This is a genomic window from Haemophilus sp. SZY H56, from assembly GCF_054332415.1.
The window spans coordinates 185229-207112 of sequence record NZ_JBTGNX010000002.1 but is presented as its reverse complement, the minus strand read 5'-3'; the positions used below and the strand labels follow the sequence as shown (position 1 = coordinate 207112).

26 protein-coding genes and 2 tRNA genes are annotated in these 21884 nt (G+C 39.4%); 6 read left to right on the top strand and 22 right to left on the bottom strand.

What is annotated here, in order from left to right; all coding sequences use genetic code 11:
* The coding region (locus ACXVWP_RS02960; RefSeq protein ID WP_369866723.1) for an IS3 family transposase at positions 1-107 on the top strand (107 nt) is incomplete at its 5' end.
* A gap of 56 nt (positions 108-163) precedes the next feature.
* Here ACXVWP_RS02960 and galM read toward each other — a convergent pair.
* From galM to galT, 3 genes are read right to left on the bottom strand one after another with little or no spacing between them, the layout of a single operon-like run.
* Positions 164-1189, bottom strand: coding sequence for a galactose-1-epimerase (gene galM / locus ACXVWP_RS02955; RefSeq protein ID WP_369866680.1), 1026 nt, complete (start codon positions 1187-1189; stop codon positions 164-166).
* Entirely contained in the window at positions 1183-2337 is a 1155-nt protein-coding gene (gene galK / locus ACXVWP_RS02950) for a galactokinase (RefSeq protein ID WP_289901335.1), read from the bottom strand. Before galK ends, galM begins: the two co-directional genes overlap by 7 nt.
* 54 nt (positions 2338-2391) lie before the next feature.
* A complete protein-coding gene (gene galT, locus ACXVWP_RS02945) occupies positions 2392-3438 on the bottom strand; it encodes a galactose-1-phosphate uridylyltransferase (protein ID WP_049374436.1) in 1047 nt (348 codons plus the stop codon).
* A gap of 215 nt (positions 3439-3653) precedes the next feature.
* On the opposite strand from galT, the gene ACXVWP_RS02940 reads away from it, so the two are divergent.
* The 5 genes from ACXVWP_RS02940 (at position 3654) to ACXVWP_RS02920 (ending at position 9193) form a co-directional block, all read left to right on the top strand.
* Complete coding sequence (locus ACXVWP_RS02940; RefSeq protein ID WP_289901336.1) at positions 3654-4661, top strand: substrate-binding domain-containing protein; 1008 nt, start codon at positions 3654-3656, stop codon at positions 4659-4661.
* Positions 4662-4841: 180 nt separating this feature from the next.
* Positions 4842-5837, top strand: coding sequence for a galactose/glucose ABC transporter substrate-binding protein MglB (gene mglB, locus ACXVWP_RS02935; protein ID WP_049355502.1), 996 nt, complete (start codon positions 4842-4844; stop codon positions 5835-5837).
* A gap of 80 nt (positions 5838-5917) precedes the next feature.
* Positions 5918-7432, top strand: a complete 1515-nt coding sequence (gene mglA, locus ACXVWP_RS02930; RefSeq protein WP_289901337.1) for a galactose/methyl galactoside ABC transporter ATP-binding protein MglA — start codon at positions 5918-5920, stop codon at positions 7430-7432.
* An 18-nt stretch (positions 7433-7450) separates the two neighbouring features.
* Positions 7451-8461, top strand: coding sequence for a galactose/methyl galactoside ABC transporter permease MglC (gene mglC / locus ACXVWP_RS02925; RefSeq protein WP_289901338.1), 1011 nt, complete (start codon positions 7451-7453; stop codon positions 8459-8461).
* Positions 8462-8536: 75 nt separating this feature from the next.
* Positions 8537-9193, top strand: coding sequence for a class I SAM-dependent methyltransferase (locus tag ACXVWP_RS02920; protein WP_289901339.1), 657 nt, complete (start codon positions 8537-8539; stop codon positions 9191-9193).
* A 35-nt stretch (positions 9194-9228) separates the two neighbouring features.
* Here the strand turns inward: ACXVWP_RS02920 and iscX are convergent, their stop codons facing one another.
* The 19 genes from iscX to ybgE form a co-directional block, all read right to left on the bottom strand.
* Positions 9229-9423, bottom strand: a complete 195-nt coding sequence (gene iscX / locus ACXVWP_RS02915) for a Fe-S cluster assembly protein IscX (protein WP_049364507.1) — start codon at positions 9421-9423, stop codon at positions 9229-9231.
* Complete coding sequence (gene fdx, locus ACXVWP_RS02910) at positions 9423-9764, bottom strand: ISC system 2Fe-2S type ferredoxin (protein ID WP_005696659.1); 342 nt, start codon at positions 9762-9764, stop codon at positions 9423-9425. Before fdx ends, iscX begins: the two co-directional genes overlap by 1 nt.
* A gap of 45 nt (positions 9765-9809) precedes the next feature.
* Entirely contained in the window at positions 9810-11666 is a 1857-nt protein-coding gene (gene hscA, locus ACXVWP_RS02905) for a Fe-S protein assembly chaperone HscA (RefSeq protein WP_329504293.1), read from the bottom strand.
* A gap of 40 nt (positions 11667-11706) precedes the next feature.
* A complete protein-coding gene (locus ACXVWP_RS02900; RefSeq protein ID WP_128787629.1) occupies positions 11707-12393 on the bottom strand; it encodes a DUF2625 domain-containing protein in 687 nt (228 codons plus the stop codon).
* 74 nt (positions 12394-12467) lie between these two features.
* Positions 12468-12989, bottom strand: a complete 522-nt coding sequence (gene hscB / locus ACXVWP_RS02895) for a Fe-S protein assembly co-chaperone HscB (RefSeq protein ID WP_128787630.1) — start codon at positions 12987-12989, stop codon at positions 12468-12470.
* 9 nt (positions 12990-12998) lie between these two features.
* On the bottom strand, positions 12999-13322 hold the full coding sequence (gene iscA / locus ACXVWP_RS02890) for an iron-sulfur cluster assembly protein IscA (RefSeq protein ID WP_032822628.1): 324 nt from the start codon (positions 13320-13322) through the stop codon (positions 12999-13001).
* Between the two features lie 50 nt (positions 13323-13372).
* The gene (iscU, locus tag ACXVWP_RS02885; protein ID WP_005696665.1) at positions 13373-13756 is read right to left on the bottom strand and encodes a Fe-S cluster assembly scaffold IscU; all 384 of its coding nucleotides are present in this window, start codon (positions 13754-13756) and stop codon (positions 13373-13375) included.
* A 54-nt stretch (positions 13757-13810) separates the two neighbouring features.
* Positions 13811-15025: an IscS subfamily cysteine desulfurase gene (locus ACXVWP_RS02880; protein WP_128787631.1), complete on the bottom strand. Its 1215-nt coding sequence runs from the start codon at positions 15023-15025 to the stop codon at positions 13811-13813.
* 63 nt (positions 15026-15088) lie between these two features.
* Entirely contained in the window at positions 15089-15544 is a 456-nt protein-coding gene (gene iscR, locus ACXVWP_RS02875) for a Fe-S cluster assembly transcriptional regulator IscR (protein WP_128787632.1), read from the bottom strand.
* A gap of 53 nt (positions 15545-15597) precedes the next feature.
* Positions 15598-16323, bottom strand: coding sequence for a tRNA (cytosine(32)/uridine(32)-2'-O)-methyltransferase TrmJ (gene trmJ, locus ACXVWP_RS02870; protein ID WP_128787633.1), 726 nt, complete (start codon positions 16321-16323; stop codon positions 15598-15600).
* 124 nt (positions 16324-16447) lie between these two features.
* Positions 16448-16523, bottom strand: a tRNA-Lys gene (locus ACXVWP_RS02865).
* Between the two features lie 26 nt (positions 16524-16549).
* A tRNA-Lys gene (locus ACXVWP_RS02860) sits at positions 16550-16625 on the bottom strand.
* A gap of 167 nt (positions 16626-16792) precedes the next feature.
* On the bottom strand, positions 16793-17263 hold the full coding sequence (gene pal, locus ACXVWP_RS02855) for a peptidoglycan-associated lipoprotein Pal (protein WP_014064916.1): 471 nt from the start codon (positions 17261-17263) through the stop codon (positions 16793-16795).
* A 24-nt stretch (positions 17264-17287) separates the two neighbouring features.
* The gene (tolB, locus tag ACXVWP_RS02850; RefSeq protein WP_128787635.1) at positions 17288-18571 is read right to left on the bottom strand and encodes a Tol-Pal system beta propeller repeat protein TolB; all 1284 of its coding nucleotides are present in this window, start codon (positions 18569-18571) and stop codon (positions 17288-17290) included.
* Between the two features lie 41 nt (positions 18572-18612).
* Entirely contained in the window at positions 18613-19785 is a 1173-nt protein-coding gene (gene tolA, locus ACXVWP_RS02845) for a cell envelope integrity protein TolA (protein WP_297569604.1), read from the bottom strand.
* An 18-nt stretch (positions 19786-19803) separates the two neighbouring features.
* Positions 19804-20223, bottom strand: coding sequence for a colicin uptake protein TolR (tolR, locus tag ACXVWP_RS02840; protein ID WP_014064913.1), 420 nt, complete (start codon positions 20221-20223; stop codon positions 19804-19806).
* A gap of 78 nt (positions 20224-20301) precedes the next feature.
* Positions 20302-20988: a protein TolQ gene (gene tolQ, locus ACXVWP_RS02835; RefSeq protein ID WP_049356471.1), complete on the bottom strand. Its 687-nt coding sequence runs from the start codon at positions 20986-20988 to the stop codon at positions 20302-20304.
* A 20-nt stretch (positions 20989-21008) separates the two neighbouring features.
* Complete coding sequence (gene ybgC, locus ACXVWP_RS02830; RefSeq protein WP_225852609.1) at positions 21009-21437, bottom strand: tol-pal system-associated acyl-CoA thioesterase; 429 nt, start codon at positions 21435-21437, stop codon at positions 21009-21011.
* Positions 21438-21508: 71 nt separating this feature from the next.
* The gene (gene ybgE, locus ACXVWP_RS02825) at positions 21509-21796 is read right to left on the bottom strand and encodes a cyd operon protein YbgE (protein WP_128788031.1); all 288 of its coding nucleotides are present in this window, start codon (positions 21794-21796) and stop codon (positions 21509-21511) included.
* Between the last annotated feature and the right edge of the window lie 88 nt (positions 21797-21884).

Genomic DNA, 21884 nt, shown 5'->3' with positions numbered 1-21884 from the left:
TAGTTGATGCCGTCAGGGATTATTTGGATTACTATAATCATCGACGGATTCAACTAAAATTAAAAGGACTGAGTCCGGTACAATATCGAAAACAATCCTTTAAATAACAGTCTAACTTTTTGGGGTCAGATCATTTTAACCGCACTTTTATTAATTGATTAAACTATTTAAACCTAAACTCTGTCCACTGGTAATAGCGTTCACCTGCTTTTTGAATACCGCCATAATTTTGCCATTCGGGGTGGTTTGGGGTATCGGGAAGACATTGGGTTTCAAGGGCGATGCCATTGAAATCTTGATAAGTGCTATCTTCACGAGTTGGAGTGCCGGCAAGATAGTTTCCCGTATAAACCTGTAACGCCGCTTGGGATGTGAGTACTTCAAGGCTTAAATCTTCATTAGGGGAAGTCAATAATACACAAGGCTTTTGCCATGCTTTATTGACAATAAAGGAATGATCGTAACCTTTTGTTACCACTTGATCGCCTTGTTGAAAATCTTTTACGATTGGTTTTGCAACACGAAAATCAAAGCTAGTATTCACCACATGCTTAAGTGGTGAATTTGGGATGCCTTCACCATCAACCGGCAGATAAAAATCCGCATTAAGGCGTAGTGTATGATTTCGCACATCACAGCCCTGCTCAGCATTTTCTAAATTGAAATAAGCGTGGTTTGTTAAATTAAGCGCGGTATCTTTATCACTTTCTGCTTCGTATTCAATTTTTACGCTATTTTCATCAGTCAGTGTGTAAAGCACATTAACCTGCACATTACCTTCAAAACCTTGATCACCATCGGGAGACACAAGGGAAAAACGCACAAAATTCTGACCGCACTCTTCCACTTTCCAACGGCGTTTATCAAAGCCTTCTTTACCACCATGTAATTGATGTTTGCATTGATTCTCAACCAGCTGAATTGTTCGCTCACCTAATTCAAATTTGGCGTTAGCAATACGGTTTGCATAGCGCCCTACGCTTGCGCCCAAATAAGCAGTTTGATGAGGATAATCCTCCACTTTGCAGCCAAGTAACACTTCTCGCAACTCACCATTCACAGGGACTTTACAAGAAAGCCAAGTGGCTCCCCAATCCATAAATTGCACGATCATGCCATTTGAATTGGTGAGTTGAACAAGTTGATAAGGCTGTCCATCTGGTGCATTGAACGCCGTTTTTTCTAGCATAGACTCACTCCTTGTGAGGCTGTGCAAACGTAGAAATCTTCTTTTAAACCCGTTTGTTTTTCATAATTATCGGCAATAATTTTACGCACGGCTTCGACTTTATCATGAGGCGCAAGGGCAACAATACAGCCACCGAAACCACCGCCTGTCATTCTCGCACCACCGGTTTTACCAATCACTAATTGAGCGAGTTCAACAAGATAATCGATTTGCGGCACGGTAATCTCGAAATCATCGCGCATTGATTCGTGAGATTGCCCCATTAATTCACCTAATTTTGTTAAATCGTTATGTTTTAAGGCTTCAACGGCATCAAGTACGCGTTGGTTTTCAGTCACCACATGGCGTGCACGTTTAGCCACTAAAGAATTAAGTGCGGTCAATTCTGCTTCTCTTTTTTGGAATTCTTCTACTGACACATCACGCAGCGCTTTCACACCAAAGAATTCTGCCGCTTTTTCACATTGCCAACGGCGTGTATTGTATTCACCCGTCACCAAATCATGCGGTACATTTGAGTTCACAATAATAACAGCGACATCTTTCGGCACAGGCGTTGGCTGTGTTTCTAAACTACGGCAATCAATCATTAAGAGATGATCTTTTTGTCCTAAAGCCGAAATTAATTGATCCATGTTCCCACAATTTGCGCCTACAAATTTGTTTTCAGCTTTTTGACCAATTAAAGCAATCTCTGTATGTGTTAAAGGTAAATCACTGAGTTGTTGGCAGAACTTACCCGTCGCTACTTCAAGAGCAGCAGAAGAACTCAAACCAGAAGAATGTGGCACATTTCCGGAAATCACTAAATCAGCACCTTGTTTAAATTGTGGGCAACGTTCTTGAATAAATTTCACGACACCACGCACATAATTCGCCCATTTTTGCTCACTTTGAGGGAAATCTTCATCAAGAGAAAAGGTATCCTCAAGATCAAGATCGGCGGCATAAACATGCCAAATATGATCAGCACGTTTTAATCCTGCAATAGCTGTACCATAATTGATCGCACAAGGCATCACAAAGCCATCATTATAGTCGGTATGTTCGCCGATAATATTTACACGACCTGGTGCATATACGGTCAGTTCAGGTTGCTTGTTATATTTTTGCGTAAAAATGTGTTGGGATTTTTGAACTGGAGTCATATTATTTTCCTTTCTCTTTCACACTCCCTCTTAACTCAAGAGGGAAAGGATTTCTTAACGTTCTTTATAGTGTACTTCGCTTAACGCACGTAATCTTTCTGCCGCTTGTTCAGCGGTGAGGTCACGTTGGCTTTCACCTAGCATTTCATAACCCACCATAAATTTGCGAACCGTAGCTGAACGCAACAATGGTGGATAAAAATGTGCATGAAGCTGCCAATGTTCGTTATCTTCACCATTAAATGGTGCTGCATGGAAGCCCATCGAATAAGGGAAAGACGTTTCAAATAAGTTATCGTATTTCGTTGCCAATTTTTTCAATATCACGGCAAGATCTTTAGCTTGAGCTTCAGTTAATTCTGTTAAGCGTTTTACATGCAATTTAGGCAACAACAGGGTTTCAAACGGCCACACCGCCCAATAAGGCACAACCGCAACCCAATGCTCGGTTTCCACCACAATACGTTCTTTTTTCTCTAATTCTTTTTGAACGTAATCCACTAAAAGTACCGAACCGTGTTTTTCATAATAATTTCGTTGAGCAACATCTTCACGTGCGACTTCATTCGGTAAAAAGCTATTTGCCCAAATTTGTCCGTGCGGATGTGGATTGGAACATCCCATTGCCGCGCCTTTATTTTCGAAAATCTGTACCCACTGATATTTTTGACCCAGTTCACGCAATTGCTCTTGCCACACTTTAATCACTTCTTCAATTTCAAGTGCGGTCAATAACGGCAATGTTTTACTATGATCTGGCGAAAAACAAATAACACGGCTTTCACCACGAGCTTGGCTCATTTGGAAAAGAGGATCGGCTGATTGCTCTGGCGCGGGTGTATCTTCTAATAAAGCCGAGAAATCATTTTTGAATACATAAGGTTTATGGTAATCCGGATTAGGTTCGCCCGTGATACGTTTATTACGCGGGCAAAGATAACAATTTGGATCGTGGCTTGGCTTTTGTTCCTCACTCACTTTTTCTTGTTGCCCCTGCCATGGACGTTTAGCACGATGTGGCGAGACTAAAACCCATTGGTCAATTAACGGATTATAACGACGATGTGGATGATCTGTCGGTTCAAATACGGTTTCGCTCATATTTTTGCTCCAAAATGTAAACGATTACAAAAAATTTTCTCATAAGATAACAAATTAAAAAAAATAAACCGTGATCATTATCACAAAATCAGGAAATAAGCCGCTCATTCAATCACTTTTTTGTGACGAATGTAGCATTTTTGAAAGTAACCGCTTTCAATTTTATTCAAATTTACTATGATAATTGCTATGAAAAAATGAATGAGAGCCCTGTTATGCCTACAATTCGAGATGTTGCTGAATTAGCTTGCGTGTCGGTTGCCACTGTTTCCCGGGTGATTAATCGCTCCCCATCTGTGAGTGAAAAAACCCGTTACTCGGTACAACGCGCTATGGAAGTCTTAAATTATCAACCCAATGCAAACGCACAAGCTCTGGCAGTACAAAATACTGATACCATTGGCGTGGTGGTTACCGATGTAACGGATCCGTTCTTTGCTATCTTGGTTAAATCGGTCGATAAAGTCGCTGAAGAACATCAAAAAACGATTTTGATTGGCATTGGATACCATCATGCAGAAAAAGAGCGTGAAGCAATTGATACCTTGCTACGCAAGCGTTGTAGCTGTCTAGTCGTTCATTCCAAAGCCCTTTCTGACGAAGCGTTACAGCATTATTTAGAAAATGTACCCGGTATGGTGGTAATTAACCGCGTGATTGCGGGTTATGAAAATCGTTGCGTCAGCCTTGATAACCGTCAAGGTACCTATCTTGCCACTGAAATGCTGATTCGTTATGGTCATAAGCATATCGCCTACATAGGTTCCAATCACGGTATTTTAGATGAAACAGAACGTAAGGAAGGCTACTTAGAGGCCTTAGAAGCGCATAACTTCCCCATTGTAGAACAAGCCATTGTGCATAATTCACCTGATTTTGAAGGCGGTGAAAAAGCCATGATTGATTTATTAAGCTACAACTCCAATTTAACCGCTGTGGTGGCCTATAACGATACCATGGCAGCTGGTGCAATTTCTGTTTTAAATGAAAACAATATCAAAGTCCCGAAACAATTTTCCATTGTAGGATTTGATGATATGCCGATTGCTCGGTATTTAATCCCCAAACTCACTACAATTCGCTATCCAATTGATTTAATGGCAAATTATGCGGCAAAACTAGCGTTAAGTTTAGTCGATTCGTCTATTGTCACACCGACTGTTGTTCAATTTAATCCAACATTGGTGAGACGTTTTTCCGTAGAAAATGCAATAAAACCGTGATGTAGATCACAAATTTAAACATTGCTATGTAATCGTTTTCATTTATGTGAGTTTGATCACAGATTAACAGTTTTGATTTCGTTATGATGCATTCAGTTGCAATAGATGTACGCAACATTCCTCTATTTGATATATAAAAAATCAACAATAAAATCTCTTTCTCTACATAGGAGCGTTTTTATGAAAAAAACAGCAGTATTAAGTACGGTCGCTTTAGCAATCGGTTTAAGTTCAGCAACTTCAGGTTTCGCAGCCGATAACCGTATTGGTGTTACCATTTATAAATATGATGACAACTTCATGTCATTGATGCGTAAAGAAATCGATAAAGAAGCGAAAGCCCTTGGCGGCATTGAGTTATTAATGAATGACTCTCAAAATGCACAATCTATTCAAAACGACCAAGTAGATGGTTTGCTTTCTAAAGGTGTGAAAGCCTTAGCGATTAACTTAGTAGACCCGGCAGCCGCTTCAACTGTTATCAAGAAAGCGAAACAAGATGACATTCCTGTTGTTTTCTTCAATAAAGATCCGGGCGCCAAAGCAATTGGTATCTATGACCAAGCTTACTATGTTGGTACTGATCCGAAAGAATCTGGTTTAATCCAAGGTGATCTAATTGCGAAACAATGGAAAGCAATGCCAGACTTAGACTTAAACAAAGACGGTAAAATCCAATATGTATTATTAAAAGGTGAACCAGGCCACCCGGATGCTGAAGCGCGTACTAAATATGTGATTGAGCAATTAAATGCTAAAGGTATCCAAACCGAACAATTATTTATTGATACCGGTATGTGGGATGCCGCAATGGCAAAAGATAAAGTGGACGCCTGGTTATCTAGCTCTAAGGCCAATCAAATTGAAATGATTATTTCAAATAATGATGGTATGGCATTAGGCGCACTAGAAGCAACCAAAGCTCACGGTAAAAAACTACCAATCTTTGGTGTAGATGCGTTACCAGAGGTACTTCAATTAATTAAGAAAGGCGAAATTGCAGGTACTGTGTTAAACGATGGCGTTAACCAAGGTAAAGCAGTTGTTCAACTTTCTGCAAACCTTGCTAGCGGTAAAACAGCAACAGAAGGTACACAATGGAAATTAGAAAACCGTGTGGTACGTATCCCTTATGTTGGTGTGGATAAAGATAACCTAAGTGAATTCTTAAAATAAGAAAATCTATTGCTTTTCTTTAATTTTAGGGGGGAAAGGAAACCCAAATTCCCTTTCCCCCCTTTTTGATGAGGTTGGATATGACAACTCAAACCCAAGACAGTGATGTACTACTGACAATGACGGATGTCAGTAAGTCTTTCCCCGGTGTAAAAGCCCTTGATCACGCCAATCTAACAGTTCGTTCTCACTCTGTTCACGCCTTAATGGGCGAAAACGGGGCGGGTAAATCGACATTATTAAAATGCCTCTTCGGAATTTATGCAAAAGACGAAGGTGAAATTTTATTCTTAGGCAAACCTGTTGATTTTAAAACATCAAAAGAAGCCCTTGAAAATGGGATTTCAATGGTTCACCAGGAACTTAACTTGGTGCGTCAAACCAGTGTAATGGATAACCTATGGTTGGGTCGCTACCCACTTAAAGGTCCTTTTGTGGATCACGCCAAAATGTATCGTGATACCAAAGCGATTTTCGATGAATTGGATATTGATGTTGATCCAAGAGAAAAAGTGGCCAAACTTTCTGTTTCACAAATGCAGATGATCGAAATTGCGAAGGCGTTCTCTTATAACGCTAAAATCGTAATTATGGATGAGCCAACATCCTCACTTTCAGAAAAAGAAGTGGAACATCTTTTCAAAATTATTCAAAAATTAAAAGATCGCGGTTGTGGCATTATCTATATTTCACACAAAATGGATGAAATCTTCAAAATTTGTGATGAAATCACCATTCTTCGTGATGGTAAATGGATCAATACCGTTGAAGTTAAAGGCACCACCATGGAAGAAATTGTTTCAATGATGGTTGGCCGTGAATTAACACAACGTTTCCCTGAAAAAACTAACGTACCCAAAGAAATCACGCTTGAAGTGGAACATTTAACTGCGGTGAATCAACCTTCCATTCAAGATGTTTCCTTTAATTTACGCAAAGGTGAAATTTTAGGTATTGCAGGTCTTGTTGGTGCAAAACGAACTGATATTGTGGAAGCCATTTTTGGTGTACGCGAATTAAAAGAAGGGACGATCAAACTCAACGGAAAAATCGTGAAAAATCATACCGCACTTGAGGCGATTAACCACGGTTTTGCTTTGGTGACTGAGGAACGTCGTTCAACCGGGATTTATTCAAACCTAAGTATTGAATTTAACTCTTTGATTTCAAATATGAAATCTTACCTCACCCCATGGAAATTGCTCAGCAACAAAAAAATGGCGAGCGATACGCAATGGGTGATTGATGCGATGAACGTGAAAACCCCTTCTCACAAAACAACGATTGGATCGCTTTCTGGTGGTAACCAACAAAAAGTCATTATCGGCCGTTGGCTTTTAACCCAACCAGATATCTTAATGCTCGACGAACCAACTCGTGGTATTGATATTGGGGCAAAATTTGAAATTTATCAGCTCATTCAAGAACTCGCTAAAAAAGATAAAGGCATCATTATGATTTCATCAGAAATGCCGGAACTATTAGGCGTAACAGACCGAATTTTGGTCATGAGTAATGGTCGTGTTGCCGGCATCGTTGAAACGGCAAAAACGTCTCAAGAAGAAATTTTGCAACTTGCCGCAAAATATTTATAAATCATAAAGGAACAAATTATGAGTGCCTTACCAAAAAATAAATCATTCGATTTCTTAAAACAAAATGCGATTTATTTTGTGTTGTTGATTTTACTTGGCATCATCATCGCACAAGATCCAACATTCTTGAATGTTCGCAACTTTAGTAACATTTTAACTCAATCATCCGTCCGCCTTATTATCGCCCTTGGTGTTGCAGGCTTGCTTGTCACTCAAGGTACCGACTTGTCAGCCGGTCGCCAAGTCGGTTTAGCGGCGGTTATTTCTGCTACCCTCTTACAATCAATGGAAAACATGAACCGCGTGTTCCCGGATTTAGGTGAAATTCCGATTCCAGTAGTTATCCTGACTGTTTGTGTGATAGGTGCTGTAATCGGTTTAGTGAATGGTTTAGTTATCGCTTATCTCAATGTAACTCCGTTCATTGCAACCATGGGTACCATGATCATTGTTTACGGTTTTAACTCACTTTATTACGATGGCGTAGGTGGCTCACCAATTGCTGGCTTCAGTGAATCTTTCTCTAACTTCGCACAAGGCTTCTTTAGACTCGGTTCATTCAAATTATCCTACATCACTATCTATGCGGCAATTTGTGCATTCTTAGTTTGGGTGATGTGGAATAAAACACGCTTCGGTAAAAATATCTTTGCTATCGGTGGTAACCCTGAAGCAGCAAAAGTATCTGGCGTAAACGTAGCACGTAACCTTGTTGTAATTTACATGATTTCTGGTATGTTCTATGCATTCGGTGGTATGTTAGAAGCTGGCCGTATCGGTAGTGCTACCAACAACCTTGGTTTCATGTATGAATTAGATGCGATTGCTGCCTGCGTAGTAGGTGGTGTATCTTTCGCTGGTGGTGTGGGTACTGTTATCGGCGTAATCACGGGTGTTATCATCTTCACCGTTATTAACTATGGTTTAACTTACATCGGTGTTAACCCTTACTGGCAATATATCATTAAAGGTAGCATTATCATCCTCGCGGTTGCTATTGACTCCTTAAAATACGCGAAGAAAAAATAATTAAAAATAACGATAAAAATAACCGCACTTTAGCAATAAAGTGCGGTTTATATTTAATCAATCTAAGGATTTAAAATGTCAAACAACGTAACTAAAGATAATTTAACTGTCAATTTCAGTACTGACTGGTTTACTCATAATATCCCTCCCCTATCCTATATTTTTGAACAATTTACTCCTCAAAGAATCTTAGAAATTGGTTCATTTGAAGGGCGTTCAACGCATTTTTTTACTGAGGAAATGCTTAAATACCATAATGAAATAGAGATTCATTGTATTGATTCTTGGGAAGGTGGATTAGAGCATCAAGGAAAGTGGGATATGAGTTCTATTGAGCAATCTTTCAATGAGAATATTCAAACATTAATGATTTATGCCAAACGATGCGGAAAATCCCTTAATATTATCAAACATAAGGGATATTCCCATACTAAAATGATTGAACTATTAGCAAAAGGCGAAGCTGGAAAATTTGATTTTATCTATGTAGATGGTTCTCATGAAGCTCCAGATGTACTATTTGATGCTATTTTAGCCCATAAATTAGTAAAAAATAATGGTATTATTGCTTTTGATGACTATTTATGGAGCCCAGAAGAAAATGGCAAACAAAACTACTACCACCTAGTAAAACCTGCTGTCGATGCTTACGTCAATATCTATCAGCAAAAACTCCATGTTTTACAGATGTTACCCGTTTATCAACTTTATATACAAAAACTATCAGATTAACTAATTAAAAATATAATAAGCCTGTGTAATCAGGCTTATTCGTATTCATCTAACCATTTCAACAAAATCGCTTCCAGAATACTCTCATTAGATTTCATTGGATCATCATCAAAACCGTCTAGTTCACAAATCCACTTATGCAAATCCGTGAAACGTACCGTTTTAGGATCTAAATCTGGATTATGATCATAAAGCTCTTCTGCAATAAGTTGTGCATCCGTCCATTTCATTAGTGAGCCGCCTCATTCGCATGGTTAATATTATATTTAGGGATTTCCACCACTAAATCTTCATCCCCCACGACACATTGGCAAGAAAGGCGGCTATCCATTTCTAAGCCCCATGCTTTATCCAACATATCTTCTTCTTGATCGCTTGCTTCATTTAATGAATCAAACCCTTCACGAATCACAACATGGCATGTTGTGCAAGCACAAGAACCATCGCAAGCGTGATGAATTTCAACACCCGCATTATGCGCTACTTCTAATAAGTTGTCGCCTGCTGCTGCATCAACCACCATACCCTCTGGACAGAATTCTTCATTCGGTAAAAAAATCACTTTTGGCATATTACTTTCCTCAATATAAAAAACTCGTTAATTTATAACCGCACTTTATTGCTCAATATCTGATACAGATTTACCTGTCAGCGCTTGATTAATGGATTTATTCATTCGTCTTGCCGCAAATTCTTGAGTCGCGATATCAAGGGCTTTAATCCCCTGAACGATAGCATGACGATCTGTACCTTCTTTTACATCCATTAATTGTTTCAGTGCATTTTCAATTTGGTGGAATTCGGCTTCGGTTAATAAATCAGCCCCATCTTGTTGTAATGCTACAATCACGCTTTCAATCACACGATCAGCCTCAACACGTTGCTCGGCTAATTCACGTGCTTGCATATCATCTTGTGCATTATCAAAAGAAGCTTTAATCATTGCCGTTACTTCTTCATCCGTTAAACCATAAGAAGGCTTAATTTGAATCGATGCTTGGACTTTTGTGGATTTTTCCATGGCGGTTACACTTAATAAGCCATCCGCATCCACTTGATAAGTTACACGAATATGTGCTGCCCCCGCTACCATTGGTGGAATACCACGCAACGTAAAACGACCTAAAGAACGGCAATCATCCACTAATTCACGTTCCCCTTGTACCACATGTACCGTCATCGCAGTTTGACCATCTTTAAAGGTGGTAAATTCTTGCGCGCGAGCCACTGGAATCGTGGTATTACGTGGAATAATTTTCTCCACTAAACCGCCCATGGTTTCAATGCCTAAAGAAAGCGGCACAACATCGAGTAACAACATATCACTGTCATTCTTGTTGCCCACTAAAATATCTGCTTGGATAGCCGCACCTAAGGCAACTACTTTATCTGGGTCAATAGAGGTTAATGGTGTTTTACCAAAGAATTCGCCTACTTGTTCACGTACGTAAGGCACGCGAGTTGAGCCTCCAACCATAACCACTTCTTGCACGTCTTCAGCCTCAACATGCGCATCTTTCAATGCTCGACGGCAGGTTAATAAAGAACGTTTTACCAATGAGTGGATTAATTCATTGAATTGCTCACGACTTAACTCACCTTCAAATCCGCGCCAAGAAATGACCGCACTTTGTGCACTTGTTAAGGCAATTTTAGTTTGTGTGGCTAAACTTAAAAGTTCACGTTGCTCATTCGCATTTTGTGGTTGAATACCCGCTTGTTCAACAATCCAATCGGCAATTAAATGGTCAAAATCATCACCACCTAAAGCGGTATCCCCACCTGTTGCTAAGACTTCAAATACACCTTTAGACAAGCGTAAAATTGAGATATCAAAGGTACCGCCACCTAAGTCATAAACAGCGATGACACCTTCTTTTCCGCTATCTAAGCCATAAGCCACTGCTGCAGCAGTGGGTTCATTTAATAAACGTAATACATTTAACCCTGCAAGACGTGCCGCATCTTTTGTACTTTGGCGTTGAGCATCATCAAAATAGGCAGGTACGGTAATCACCACGCCAGAAAGCTCACCTGCAAGTCGTTGTTCTGCAATATGATTTAAACGAGATAAAATATCCGCAGAGACTTCAATTGGGCTTTTTTTACCTTGATGTGTTACCAATAATGGCAACCCATTTTCACTTGCCACAAACTCATAGGGCAAATTGGTATAACGAGATTGCACATCATCAAGGCTACGTCCAATCAGACGTTTCACAGAAATAATCGTATTTTTAGGATCAATTGCAGCTTTTGCAAATGCTTCTGTACCAACAAGTTTTTCATTTTCACCATAGTAAATGACTGAAGGCACAAGGCTTCTGTCTTGTTCATCATTCAAAATAGTGGCTTGACCGCTACGCACTGCGGCAACTAAAGAGTTTGTTGTACCTAAATCAATCCCTACCGCAAGACGATGTTGATGGGGTGCAGCCGTTTGTCCTGGCTCTGCAATTTGGAGTAATGCCATATCTCTTTTTATCTCTAATAATTAATTCGTTAAGGGCTCGTTATGCCACTGAATAAGCTTGTGCAAATTTATCTTGTTCGGTGAAACTTGCGTTGTAATGGGTTTCAATGTTGACTTCGCGTCGTTCACGCTGATTAATATCAGTCGTCTTATCTTCTGAAAGCTCGGGTGTAAAAACAATCATGTGGTTACCATCGAGTTGTTTTACATCTTCTTGCCAATTTTGCCAAAATAGATTTTGGTAAAATGCTTCAATGTCACCATTTAATGCCCAAGCTAAGAAATTCGTATAGGTAAAATTTAAATCATGCCAAGTTAAATTTTTTGGCGAAAAATAATAAATCTTGCCAAGATTAGAACCTAAAGAGCCACCATTTAAAGCAAAATAACCACCAATGACATCGTCCGCAACAAGCAAATATTTGGGTTTATCACCTGATTGATTAAAGGATTTGCTAAAATTCCAGTCCATTAATCCACGTGGTAATTTAAAACTGCCTGACCCCAATATACGCAACCAACCATGATGGATTAAAATGCCACCGGTTTCATAAATGACTGCGCCCATTGGAGAAGAAGTGGGCATTTGCATGGTGAAAAGCTCACGTTCTGCGCTAGATTGATCTTTTTTAATCACATCACAATGATTACGAGCATGCTCAATCCATTGGGAAATGGTTCCCCAAGCAGATTTTGAGGCATCAGTCAGTTGTTCTAAAGTTTGCATAATCGAGTTTCATTAGTATGAGGGCAATTCCTCATTTATCAATAGCGAAAAGGGCGTATTAAACGCCCTCAAGATTATAATTCAAATAGACGTTCTTCTACTTGGCTAATTTCATCCGCCAATTTTTTTAGAAAACGTAATTTATCACAGAACTGTGCAGCAGTTGACCATTGTTGCTCATTTAGTTGTTCTTCAAGTGCGGTCAACATTTCTTTTGTTTCTTTTTTAACGCGTTTCGCAAAGGATTCTAATGCATTTTCATCCTGGCTTTGCTCAATATTTTCAAGCTCTTCTCGCCATTCTAATTGCTGCATTAGGAATGCCATATCTTGTGTGCTCTTTTGCTCTAAATCCTGTGTTTCTCCCGTATTTAACGCAATAATTGCTTCCGCACGTAAAATTGGGTCTTTCAAGGTTTTTAATGCATCATTAACTTCTGTTGATTTTTGCATTGCAATGCGTTGTTCTTGTGCATCTGCCGTAACAAAATTATCCGGATGCAAGCTCTTTTGAAGCACTAAATAGCGTTCAGACAAAAGCGATTGATCAACATTGAAAGCAACGGGCAAATCAAAAATAGCAAAAGGATTTGTCATCTTTATTCCTTAAACATGGAAACTTTCACCACATCCACATGATTCTTTCACATTTGGATTGTTATATTTAAAGCCTTCGTTCAAGCCTTCTTTGACATAATCTAGCTCAATGCCATCTAAATAAACCAAGCTTTTTGGATCGACTACCACTTTCACGCCATGCTGCTCAAAAACAAGATCGTCATCATTGAGCACATCAACGAATTCAAGCACATAACCTAAACCCGAACAACCTGATGTTTTTACACCTAAGCGTAAACCGATGCCTTTTCCACGATTTTCAAGAAAAGTACGAACTCGTTGTGCCGCTTTTTCAGTGAGTGTTATAGACATATTCTGATCCTTAAATTGATAAAGTGCGGTCATTTTCAACCGCACTTTGATTACTTACCTTGTTTATTTTTGTAGTCAGCAATGGCGGCTTTAATTGCGTCTTCTGCTAAGATTGAGCAGTGAACTTTTACCGGTGGTAATTCAAGTTCTTCCGCAATTTGGCTGTTTTTGATTGCACCTGCTTCATCTAAAGATTTACCTTTCACCCATTCGGTAATTAAAGAACTTGATGCAATCGCAGAGCCACAACCATAAGTTTTAAATTTCGCATCTTCAATAATGCCACTATCATTTACTTTGATTTGTAACTGCATAACATCACCACAAGCCGGTGCGCCAACCATACCCGTTCCTACTGAATTATCTTTTTTGTCCATTGAACCAACATTGCGTGGATTTTCGTAATGATCGATAACTTTTTCGCTGTATGCCATATTCTTTTCCTTTCCTAAATAAGTTGCTATCAAGCGGTCAAGCCGCCTTGAAAATTAGTGGGCTGCCCACTCAATAGTGTTTAAATCAATACCTTCTTTGAACATATCCCAAAGTGGCGATAATTCACGAAGTTTTGCTACTGCATTACGTGTTAAATTAATGGTGTAATCAATTTCTTCTTCCGTTGTCCAACGACCAAGTGTGAAACGAATTGAGCTATGTGCTAATTCATCATTACGACCTAATGCACGTAATACATAAGATGGTTCTAAACTTGCTGAAGTACAAGCCGAACCAGAAGAAACTGCCACATCACGTAATGCCATCATCAATGATTCACCTTCAACATAGTTAAAGCTGATGTTCAAATTATTTGCTACACGGTGATCCATTGAACCATTTACATAGGTTTCTTCAATTTCTTTTAAGCCATTATATAAACGATCGCGTAAAGCTCTAATACGAGGAATCTCTGTCGCCATTTCTTCTTTTGCAATACGATAAGCTTCACCCATACCAACAATTTGGTGTACAGGTAATGTACCAGAACGCATACCACGCTCGTGACCACCACCATGGATAATTGCTTCTAAACGAACGCGAGGTTTACGACAAACATATAATGCCCCGATACCTTTTGGTCCGTACAATTTGTGACTAGACATTGACATCAAATCAACCGGTAACTCAGCAAGATTAATTTCTACTTTACCGACACTTTGGGTCGCATCTACGTGGAAAATCGTTTTATTTGCACGGCAAAGCTCACCAATTGCTTTAATATCCTGGATAACGCCAATCTCATTATTCACGTGCATAATTGACACAAGAATCGTATCTGGACGTAATGCAGCTTTGAATTTCTCAAGATCGATTAAACCATCTGCTTCTGGATCTAAATAGGTGACTTCAAAGCCTTCACGCTCTAATTGACGACAAGTATCTAATACGGCTTTATGCTCCGTTTTACTGGTGATAATGTGCTTACCTTTTGTTTGATAAAAGTGCGCTGCACCTTTAATTGCAAGGTTATCTGCTTCTGTTGCGCCAGAAGTAAACACGATCTCACGTGAGTCTGCGCCAATCAAATCCGCAATTTGATTACGTGCAATATCAACCGCTTCTTCAGCTTGCCAGCCAAATTTATGTGAACGAGATGCTGGATTACCGAATACACCATCAATGGTTAAATACTCCATCATTTTTTTAGCCACACGTTCATCAACTGGACATGTTGCTGCATAATCTAAATAAATTGGTAATTTCATTTTCACTCCTAAATAACTATCAAAAATGCCACCATTTTGACCGCACTTTGATCTACTTTCCTATTATTGGTTGACTACAACCAAATCATCAAAATCTTTGTGAGCTTTATGTTTTCCTGTTTTTTTCTCAACAAGCTCAGCTAATGAGATCTCATCTAAAAAATCAGAAATACGATCACTTAATTCTTGCCATAAAGTATGAGTCAAACATTCTACTCCACCTTTGCAATTTCCTTTGCCAAGGCATCTTGTGACATTAATATTCTCATTGACGGCAGAAATCACCATACCAATAGATATTTGATCAAGTGGTAAAGCTAAACAATAGCCGCCTCCAGGACCTCTAACGCTCTTTACTAATCCACCTCTTCGTAATTTTGCAAATAGCTGCTCAAGATAAGAAAGTGAAATATTTTGACGTTCCGAAATATCCGCTAAACAAACTGGCGTAGACCCTGCATGTAATGCGATATCTAAAATCGCAGTAACTGCATATCGCCCTTTAGATGTAAGTTTCATAAAATATTCCTATTAATCATCATTTGGGCAGTTTACATATCTGACTGTAATAGTCAACTTTGCCCTTTTTCCAAATTGACGCGTTTTTCAACGGCACTTAGCATCCCATGCAAAATATTCAATTCATTTTTCTCCAAAAAGGAACGATTATAAAGCCGTCTCAATTTTTGCATAACCCCTTGATTTTGAATGAAACCAAGTGATTTATATACCCGTTCTGTATGCGTTAAAAAATACTCTATCTCTTGCGTTGTGGGATAGATATTTTCTATTGTAGAAAGAGTATTTTCCGTTTTACCTTTTGCTAAAAATGCCATTCGCATTTCATAACTGACTAACTGAACAGCCATCGCTAAATTTAGCGAAGAATATTCAGGATTAGCGGGAATATTTAAATGATAATGACACTTAAGTAATTCTTCATTTGTAAGCCCAACACGCTCACGACCAAACACAATCGCTACCTGACCTTGATGAGCACAGGCTTTATCAGCACATTCTCTTGGTTCAATCAACGTACTCTGTAGATGGCGTAATCTCGCACTGGTACCGATCACTAAGGAGCAATCTTCTATTGCTTGCTCAAAAGTATCAACAATTTTAGCATTTTGCAAAACGTCATCTGCCCCAGCTGCTAATGCGATAGATTGTTCATCTACTGATTTTGGCGACACCAAATAAAGATTGGATAATCCCATCGTTTTCATTGCACGCGCAGCTGAACCGATGTTTCCGCTATGTGATGTTTCAACTAGAACAATACGAATATTTTGTAACATTTTATGTCCGACTTAAATTTGTGGATATTCTAACATAATAACCGTTAAATATAGTCAAGAATTTAAAAAATATTTGATTTTTTCCTTAATTTATTGGAAATAATAAGATAGATGAGATTTTTAATGGTGGGCTGTGAGAGATTCGAACTCTCGACCGACGGATTAAGAGTCCGCTGCTCTACCAACTGAGCTAACAACCCAACCTGTTAAATAATGATATGAGAAATGGTGGGTCGTGAAGGATTCGAACCTTCGACCAACGGATTAAAAGTCCGCTGCTCTACCGACTGAGCTAACGACCCGTGATACTGCTATGGCTTTGTATGTTACAGATTTTATTTTTGGATGCAAGAAAAATCTGAAGAAATCATACCAACTGCACGAACACTCACCAATAGCAGGATATATTTTTTACAAAAAAAGGAGAGTGAATTTCTCTCCTTTTCTAAGAATGAAAATTCCCTAAAAATTAATATGCTAACACTGCACGACGGTTTTTAGAGTATGCTGCTTCATCATGACCTAACACTGCAGGTTTTTCTTCACCGTAAGAAACAGTTGATACTTTACCCGCATCAACACCTTTACCAGCTAAGAAACCTTTAACTGCATCAGCACGGCGTTGACCTAAAGCAATGTTGTACTCAGGAGTACCACGTTCATCGGTGTTACCTTCAACAACTACTTTAGAAGCTGGAGTTGCATTTAAGTATGCAGCGTGAGCATCTAAGATTTGAACGTATTCACCTTCGATGTTGAATTTGTCGAAACCAAAATAAACGGTGTTATAACGTTGTTGAAGATCTTCAACAGAGTAACCACCGAAAGTTTGGCCGTTGTTGTTAGCACCGTTGCCTGCTGCATCGTTGTTTGATGAGCTACATGCTGCTAATGCAGCTACTGAACCAGCAACTAATAATGATTTAACAAATTTGTTCATTAGATTTCTCCTCAATGAGTTCTTTTATTTAGTCAAATATGGCGACCAAGCTGGAAATTTCACTTGGCCATTACTTCCTGGAAGACTCGCTTTAAAGCGACCATCTGCAGAAACTAATTGTAACACCTTTCCTAGCCCTTGTGTAGAGCTGTAAATAATCATGATACCGTTAGGAGAAATACTTGGGCTTTCACCTAAGAAAGATGTACTTAATACTTCAGAGCTACCGCTGGTGAGATCTTGTTTTACCACATTATTATTACCGTTGATCATCACAAGTGTTTTACCATCACTACTGATTTGCGCACTACCGCGACCGCCAACTGGTGATGCACCACCACCGCTTGCGCTCATACGATAAACTTGTGGTGAACCGCTTCTATCTGAAGTAAAGAGAATTGAGCTACCATCTGGAGACCATGATGGTTCTGTATTATTACCCGCACCGCGAGTTAATTGAGTCGGTGTACCACCATTTGAGCCCATTACATAAATGTTTAATAAACCATCTTGTGAAGAAGCAAACGCAAGTTTAGAACCGTCTGGAGAGAACGCTGGTGCACCGTTATGACCAGGGAAAGAAGCAACCACTTTACGAGAACCAGAACCTAGGTCTTGTACAACAAGTTGTGATTTTTTATTCTCAAAAGATACGTAAGCTAAACGTTTACCATCTGGAGACCATGCTGGAGACATAATTGGCTGTGAGCTACGATTGACGATGAATTGATTGTAACCATCGTAATCTGCTACACGAACTTCATAAGGTTGTGATCCACCATTTTTTTGCACTACATAAGCAATACGCGTTCTGAATGCACCACGAATACCAGTTAATTTTTCAAATACTTCATCACTCACAGTGTGCGCACCGTAACGCAACCATTTATTAGTCACGGTATAGCTATTTTGTGCAAGTACGGATCCTGGCGTACCTGATGCGCCCACAGTATCAACTAACTGATAAGAAATGTTATAACCACTACCCGTTGAAGTCACTTGACCTACAACAACAGCATCAATACCTAAAGCTGTCCAAGCCTCTGGTTTCACTTCTGCTGCAGTTGTTGGTTGTTGTGGCATTTGGCTTACTGGAATTGGGTTAAATTTACCACTATTACGTAAGTCATCCGCAACAATTTGACCAATATTTTCAGGTGCAGAACCTGCGAAAGGAACAACTGCGATAGGACGAGCCCCATCTACCCCTTCATCAATCACAATTCGAACTTCATCTTCTGCCATTGCTGTGCTTACAAATGCAAACATCATCACAAATAGCCCGATAACACGTTTGATCAATTTCATTTAATCACCTTATTTTAACGTTGTTACTTTCTTAAAACCGATTATCGAGCATTGATATCAAAATCGATAGTCGGCGCTTTGTATTTTTCATACACTGCATCAGATGGTGCCGCTGGAACTTTTTTCGTTCTTGCCACCGCACTTAATGCTGCAGTACAAATATCATCAGGTCCTGAGACACGTTGGTAGCCTAAAATAGTACCATCTCGGCCAAGCTGGATTTTAATACTACAAACTTTACCAGCAAAACTAGGATCTTTTAAGAAACGACGTTGAATTTCACGTTTAATTACACCTGCATATTGGTCACCGACCTTGCCACCGTCTCCAGCCCCAAGTCCCGCACCACTACCTTGTGTACCGCCTTTATTCGCATTACCACCTTTAGATGCGCTACCACCACCGATGTCACCACCGTTCATGAAATCATCTAAAGCTGCTTGATCCGCTTTACGTTTTGCTGCATCTGCTTTGGCCTTCGCTTTAGCTTCTGCATCCGCTTTCGCTTTTGCTTCTGCCTCTGCTTTCGCTTTGGCATCGGCCTCAGCTTTCGCTTTCGCCTTGGCGTCTGCTTCAGCTTTTGCCTTAGCGTCTGCTTCAGCTTTTGCCTTAGCGTCTGCTTCAGCTTTTGCCTTGGCTTTTGCTTCAGCCTCTGCCTTCGCTTTTGCCTCTTCTTCAGCTTGCTTAGCGGCTGCTGCTAAACGTTTCGCCTCAGCTTCCGCTTTCAACTTCGCTGCCTCTGCAGCTTGTTTTGCTTTTGCTTCTTCAGCTTGTTTCTGTTTTTCTAACGCCTCTTGACGAGCAAGCTCTTGCTGCTGTTTTTGCTTTTGCTTTTCAATTTCTTGCTGCTTTTGTTTTTCAAGTTCTTTTTGACGTTGAATTTCCTGCTGACGCTTAATCTCTTCTTGTTTCGCAATTTCTTGCTGATTTGGTTCAGGTTCAGGCTCTGGTTTTTTCTCTTCAACTACAGGCTCAGGTTTCTTCTGTTTATCAGTTTGACCTTTTTTCTGTTGTTGAATACGTCCCCATTCCTGTGCTGCGCTGCCAGTATCGACCATAACAGCTCCCATGGCATCACCTTCACCTTCTCCACCACCCATTATTTCAACGGTTTGATAAAGAGAGCTCCAAATCAACAAACCAAACAATGCAAGGTGCATCGCAATAGAGATGACAAACTCATTTGCACGTTTTTTTCGTCGATTATTCTGCACGGTTTTACCTACTTATTCTTAAATTGGGTTGGTCATTAAACCCACAGACTTAATGCCGGCAAGATGTAGTAAATTCAGTGCTTTAATCACTTCTTCATAAGGTACATCTTTTGCTCCGCCCACTAAGAACATTGTGTTATTGTCTTTATCAAATTCTTGTTTTGATAATTGGGTTACCATTTCTTCGTTAAGGCCTTCTTGGCGTTGACCACCAATCGAAATCGAATACTGCCCAATACCTGCTACTTCTAAAATAACCGGTGTTTTATCTTCATTTGATACATTTTGACTTTGCACCGAGTCAGGGAGTTCCACTTGAACGCTCTGACTGATAATCGGCGCGGTTGCCATAAAAATTAACACTAAAACTAAAAGAACATCGAGAAATGGCACGATATTAATTTCAGATTTAATGTCTTTACGCTGACGACGAGCCATAATTTCCTCTAAAACTTCGCTAAAATCCACCGCACTTTTCGTTTTATTTATGAAGTGCGGTCAATTTTTTATTTATTTTTAATGGGGCGCTTTACCAAAAGCTTGACGATGTAAAATTGTGGTGAATTCATCAATGAAGTTACCATAATTTTGTTCAATCGCATTTACACGTAAGCTTAAACGGTTATACGCCATTACAGCTGGAATTGCCGCAAACAAACCGATCGCTGTTGCGATCAAGGCTTCTGCGATACCTGGAGCAACCATTTGTAATGTTGCTTGTTTCGCACCACTTAATGCCATAAATGCGTGCATGATCCCCCAAACGGTACCAAATAAACCGATATATGGACTTACAGAAGCCACTGTTGCTAAGAAAGGTACTCGACTTTCAAGGGATTCTACTTCACGATTCATCGCAAGGTTCATTGCACGAGTCGTACCTTTGATAATTGCTTCTGGCGCATCTGCATTCACTTGTTTTAAGCGAGAGAATTCTTTAAAGCCGACAAAGAAAATTTGTTCGCTACCTGTTAATACCTCACGACGATTAGATAAACCATCATAAAGTTTATTTAAATCTTCACCAGACCAGAAACGATCTTCAAAAGTGTTCGCTTCTTTTAACGCACTCGTCAAAATACGGCTACGTTGAATGATGATTGCCCAAGAAATAATTGAGAACGAAATTAAGATCACAATTACAAGTTGAACAACGATACTCGCTTTTAGAAAAAGATCTAAAAAGTTCAATTCTGCAGTCATTGCATACTCCGAAAAGTTATTTACTTTAAAAATGCCGCTTTTAATTCTTCAGGAATTGCGACAGGTTTCATTTTGCCTAGATCAACACAGGCTACCTTAACAGTAGCCTTTGATAACATCACCGTATCACGAACTAACCGCTGTTCAAAGAGGATTGTCGCCCCTTTCACTACCGTTATTTCAGTTTCGACAATAAGATAATCATCCAATTTTGCTGGAATACAATAGTCAATAGACATGGTTTTGACCACAAAAGCTAATTGTTGTTCCTGCAATAATGATTGTTGAGAAAAATTAAGCGTTCTTAAATATTCAGTTCGCGCACGTTCAAAAAAATGTAAGTAACGTGCGTGATACACTACTCCACCAGCATCCGTGTCCTCATAATAAACACGAACAGGAAAGGTAAAACATTGGTTATTCAAAATAATGCTCAAATTATCAGCCATAACAAGCCGCTTATTTTAGAACCTGTTCATAAGATGTGCAAGATCCAAATAATAATATTTGTCTATCGCTCCTATAAAAACCAATGCTGAACAATGGCAATTATTGTGGTGAAATAACCAATAAAGGGCAAGAAAACAAGCTGCCATATTGCCCGACGAATATCAAATCCAATCCCGTGAATCCATAAATTAATCAATCCCCAAAAGATTGCAAGTATCCAAGCAGGATGAGCGGTTCGAAGTGCGGTTGAAAATTGACTTAAATTTAAAAAGAAAGCCGCAGTTAAAAATAACGCTAAAATAAATGAAAGGGTCCGCAAGGAACCCTTATTACTTAATTGATAGAGTGAATAAATCATCATTACTCGTCAAATTTACCTGACGTTTCTTTACTAATGGTTAATTTAGCACTCACCATAACTGCAGCCAACACACCCACTACCCAAA

Bases quoted from the DNA above. Each gene is read 5' to 3' on its own strand.
- tolB (WP_128787635.1), bottom strand. From the start codon at position 18,571: ATGAAATTGATCAAACGTGTTATCGGGCTATTTGTGATGATGTTTGCA.
- tolQ (WP_049356471.1), bottom strand. From the start codon at position 20,988: ATGACTGCAGAATTGAACTTTTTAGATCTTTTTCTAAAAGCGAGTATC.
- trmJ (WP_128787633.1), bottom strand. From the start codon at position 16,323: ATGTTACAAAATATTCGTATTGTTCTAGTTGAAACATCACATAGCGGA.
- ACXVWP_RS02900 (WP_128787629.1), bottom strand. From the start codon at position 12,393: ATGCAAACTTTAGAACAACTGACTGATGCCTCAAAATCTGCTTGGGGA.
- ACXVWP_RS02940 (WP_289901336.1), top strand. From the start codon at position 3,654: ATGCCTACAATTCGAGATGTTGCTGAATTAGCTTGCGTGTCGGTTGCC.
- galK (WP_289901335.1), bottom strand. From the start codon at position 2,337: ATGACTCCAGTTCAAAAATCCCAACACATTTTTACGCAAAAATATAAC.
- ACXVWP_RS02920 (WP_289901339.1), top strand. From the start codon at position 8,537: ATGTCAAACAACGTAACTAAAGATAATTTAACTGTCAATTTCAGTACT.
- ybgC (WP_225852609.1), bottom strand. From the start codon at position 21,437: ATGGCTGATAATTTGAGCATTATTTTGAATAACCAATGTTTTACCTTT.
- iscR (WP_128787632.1), bottom strand. From the start codon at position 15,544: ATGAAACTTACATCTAAAGGGCGATATGCAGTTACTGCGATTTTAGAT.
- mglA (WP_289901337.1), top strand. From the start codon at position 5,918: ATGACAACTCAAACCCAAGACAGTGATGTACTACTGACAATGACGGAT.
- galT (WP_049374436.1), bottom strand. From the start codon at position 3,438: ATGAGCGAAACCGTATTTGAACCGACAGATCATCCACATCGTCGTTAT.
- galM (WP_369866680.1), bottom strand. From the start codon at position 1,189: ATGCTAGAAAAAACGGCGTTCAATGCACCAGATGGACAGCCTTATCAA.
- hscB (WP_128787630.1), bottom strand. From the start codon at position 12,989: ATGACAAATCCTTTTGCTATTTTTGATTTGCCCGTTGCTTTCAATGTT.
- iscA (WP_032822628.1), bottom strand. From the start codon at position 13,322: ATGTCTATAACACTCACTGAAAAAGCGGCACAACGAGTTCGTACTTTT.
- fdx (WP_005696659.1), bottom strand. From the start codon at position 9,764: ATGCCAAAAGTGATTTTTTTACCGAATGAAGAATTCTGTCCAGAGGGT.
- pal (WP_014064916.1), bottom strand. From the start codon at position 17,263: ATGAACAAATTTGTTAAATCATTATTAGTTGCTGGTTCAGTAGCTGCA.
- mglC (WP_289901338.1), top strand. From the start codon at position 7,451: ATGAGTGCCTTACCAAAAAATAAATCATTCGATTTCTTAAAACAAAAT.
- ACXVWP_RS02880 (WP_128787631.1), bottom strand. From the start codon at position 15,025: ATGAAATTACCAATTTATTTAGATTATGCAGCAACATGTCCAGTTGAT.
- ybgE (WP_128788031.1), bottom strand. From the start codon at position 21,796: ATGATTTATTCACTCTATCAATTAAGTAATAAGGGTTCCTTGCGGACC.
- iscU (WP_005696665.1), bottom strand. From the start codon at position 13,756: ATGGCATACAGCGAAAAAGTTATCGATCATTACGAAAATCCACGCAAT.
- hscA (WP_329504293.1), bottom strand. From the start codon at position 11,666: ATGGCATTACTCCAAATTGCAGAGCCAGGACAAACGGCTGCACCCCAT.
- mglB (WP_049355502.1), top strand. From the start codon at position 4,842: ATGAAAAAAACAGCAGTATTAAGTACGGTCGCTTTAGCAATCGGTTTA.
- tolR (WP_014064913.1), bottom strand. From the start codon at position 20,223: ATGGCTCGTCGTCAGCGTAAAGACATTAAATCTGAAATTAATATCGTG.
- iscX (WP_049364507.1), bottom strand. From the start codon at position 9,423: ATGAAATGGACGGATGCACAACTTATTGCAGAAGAGCTTTATGATCAT.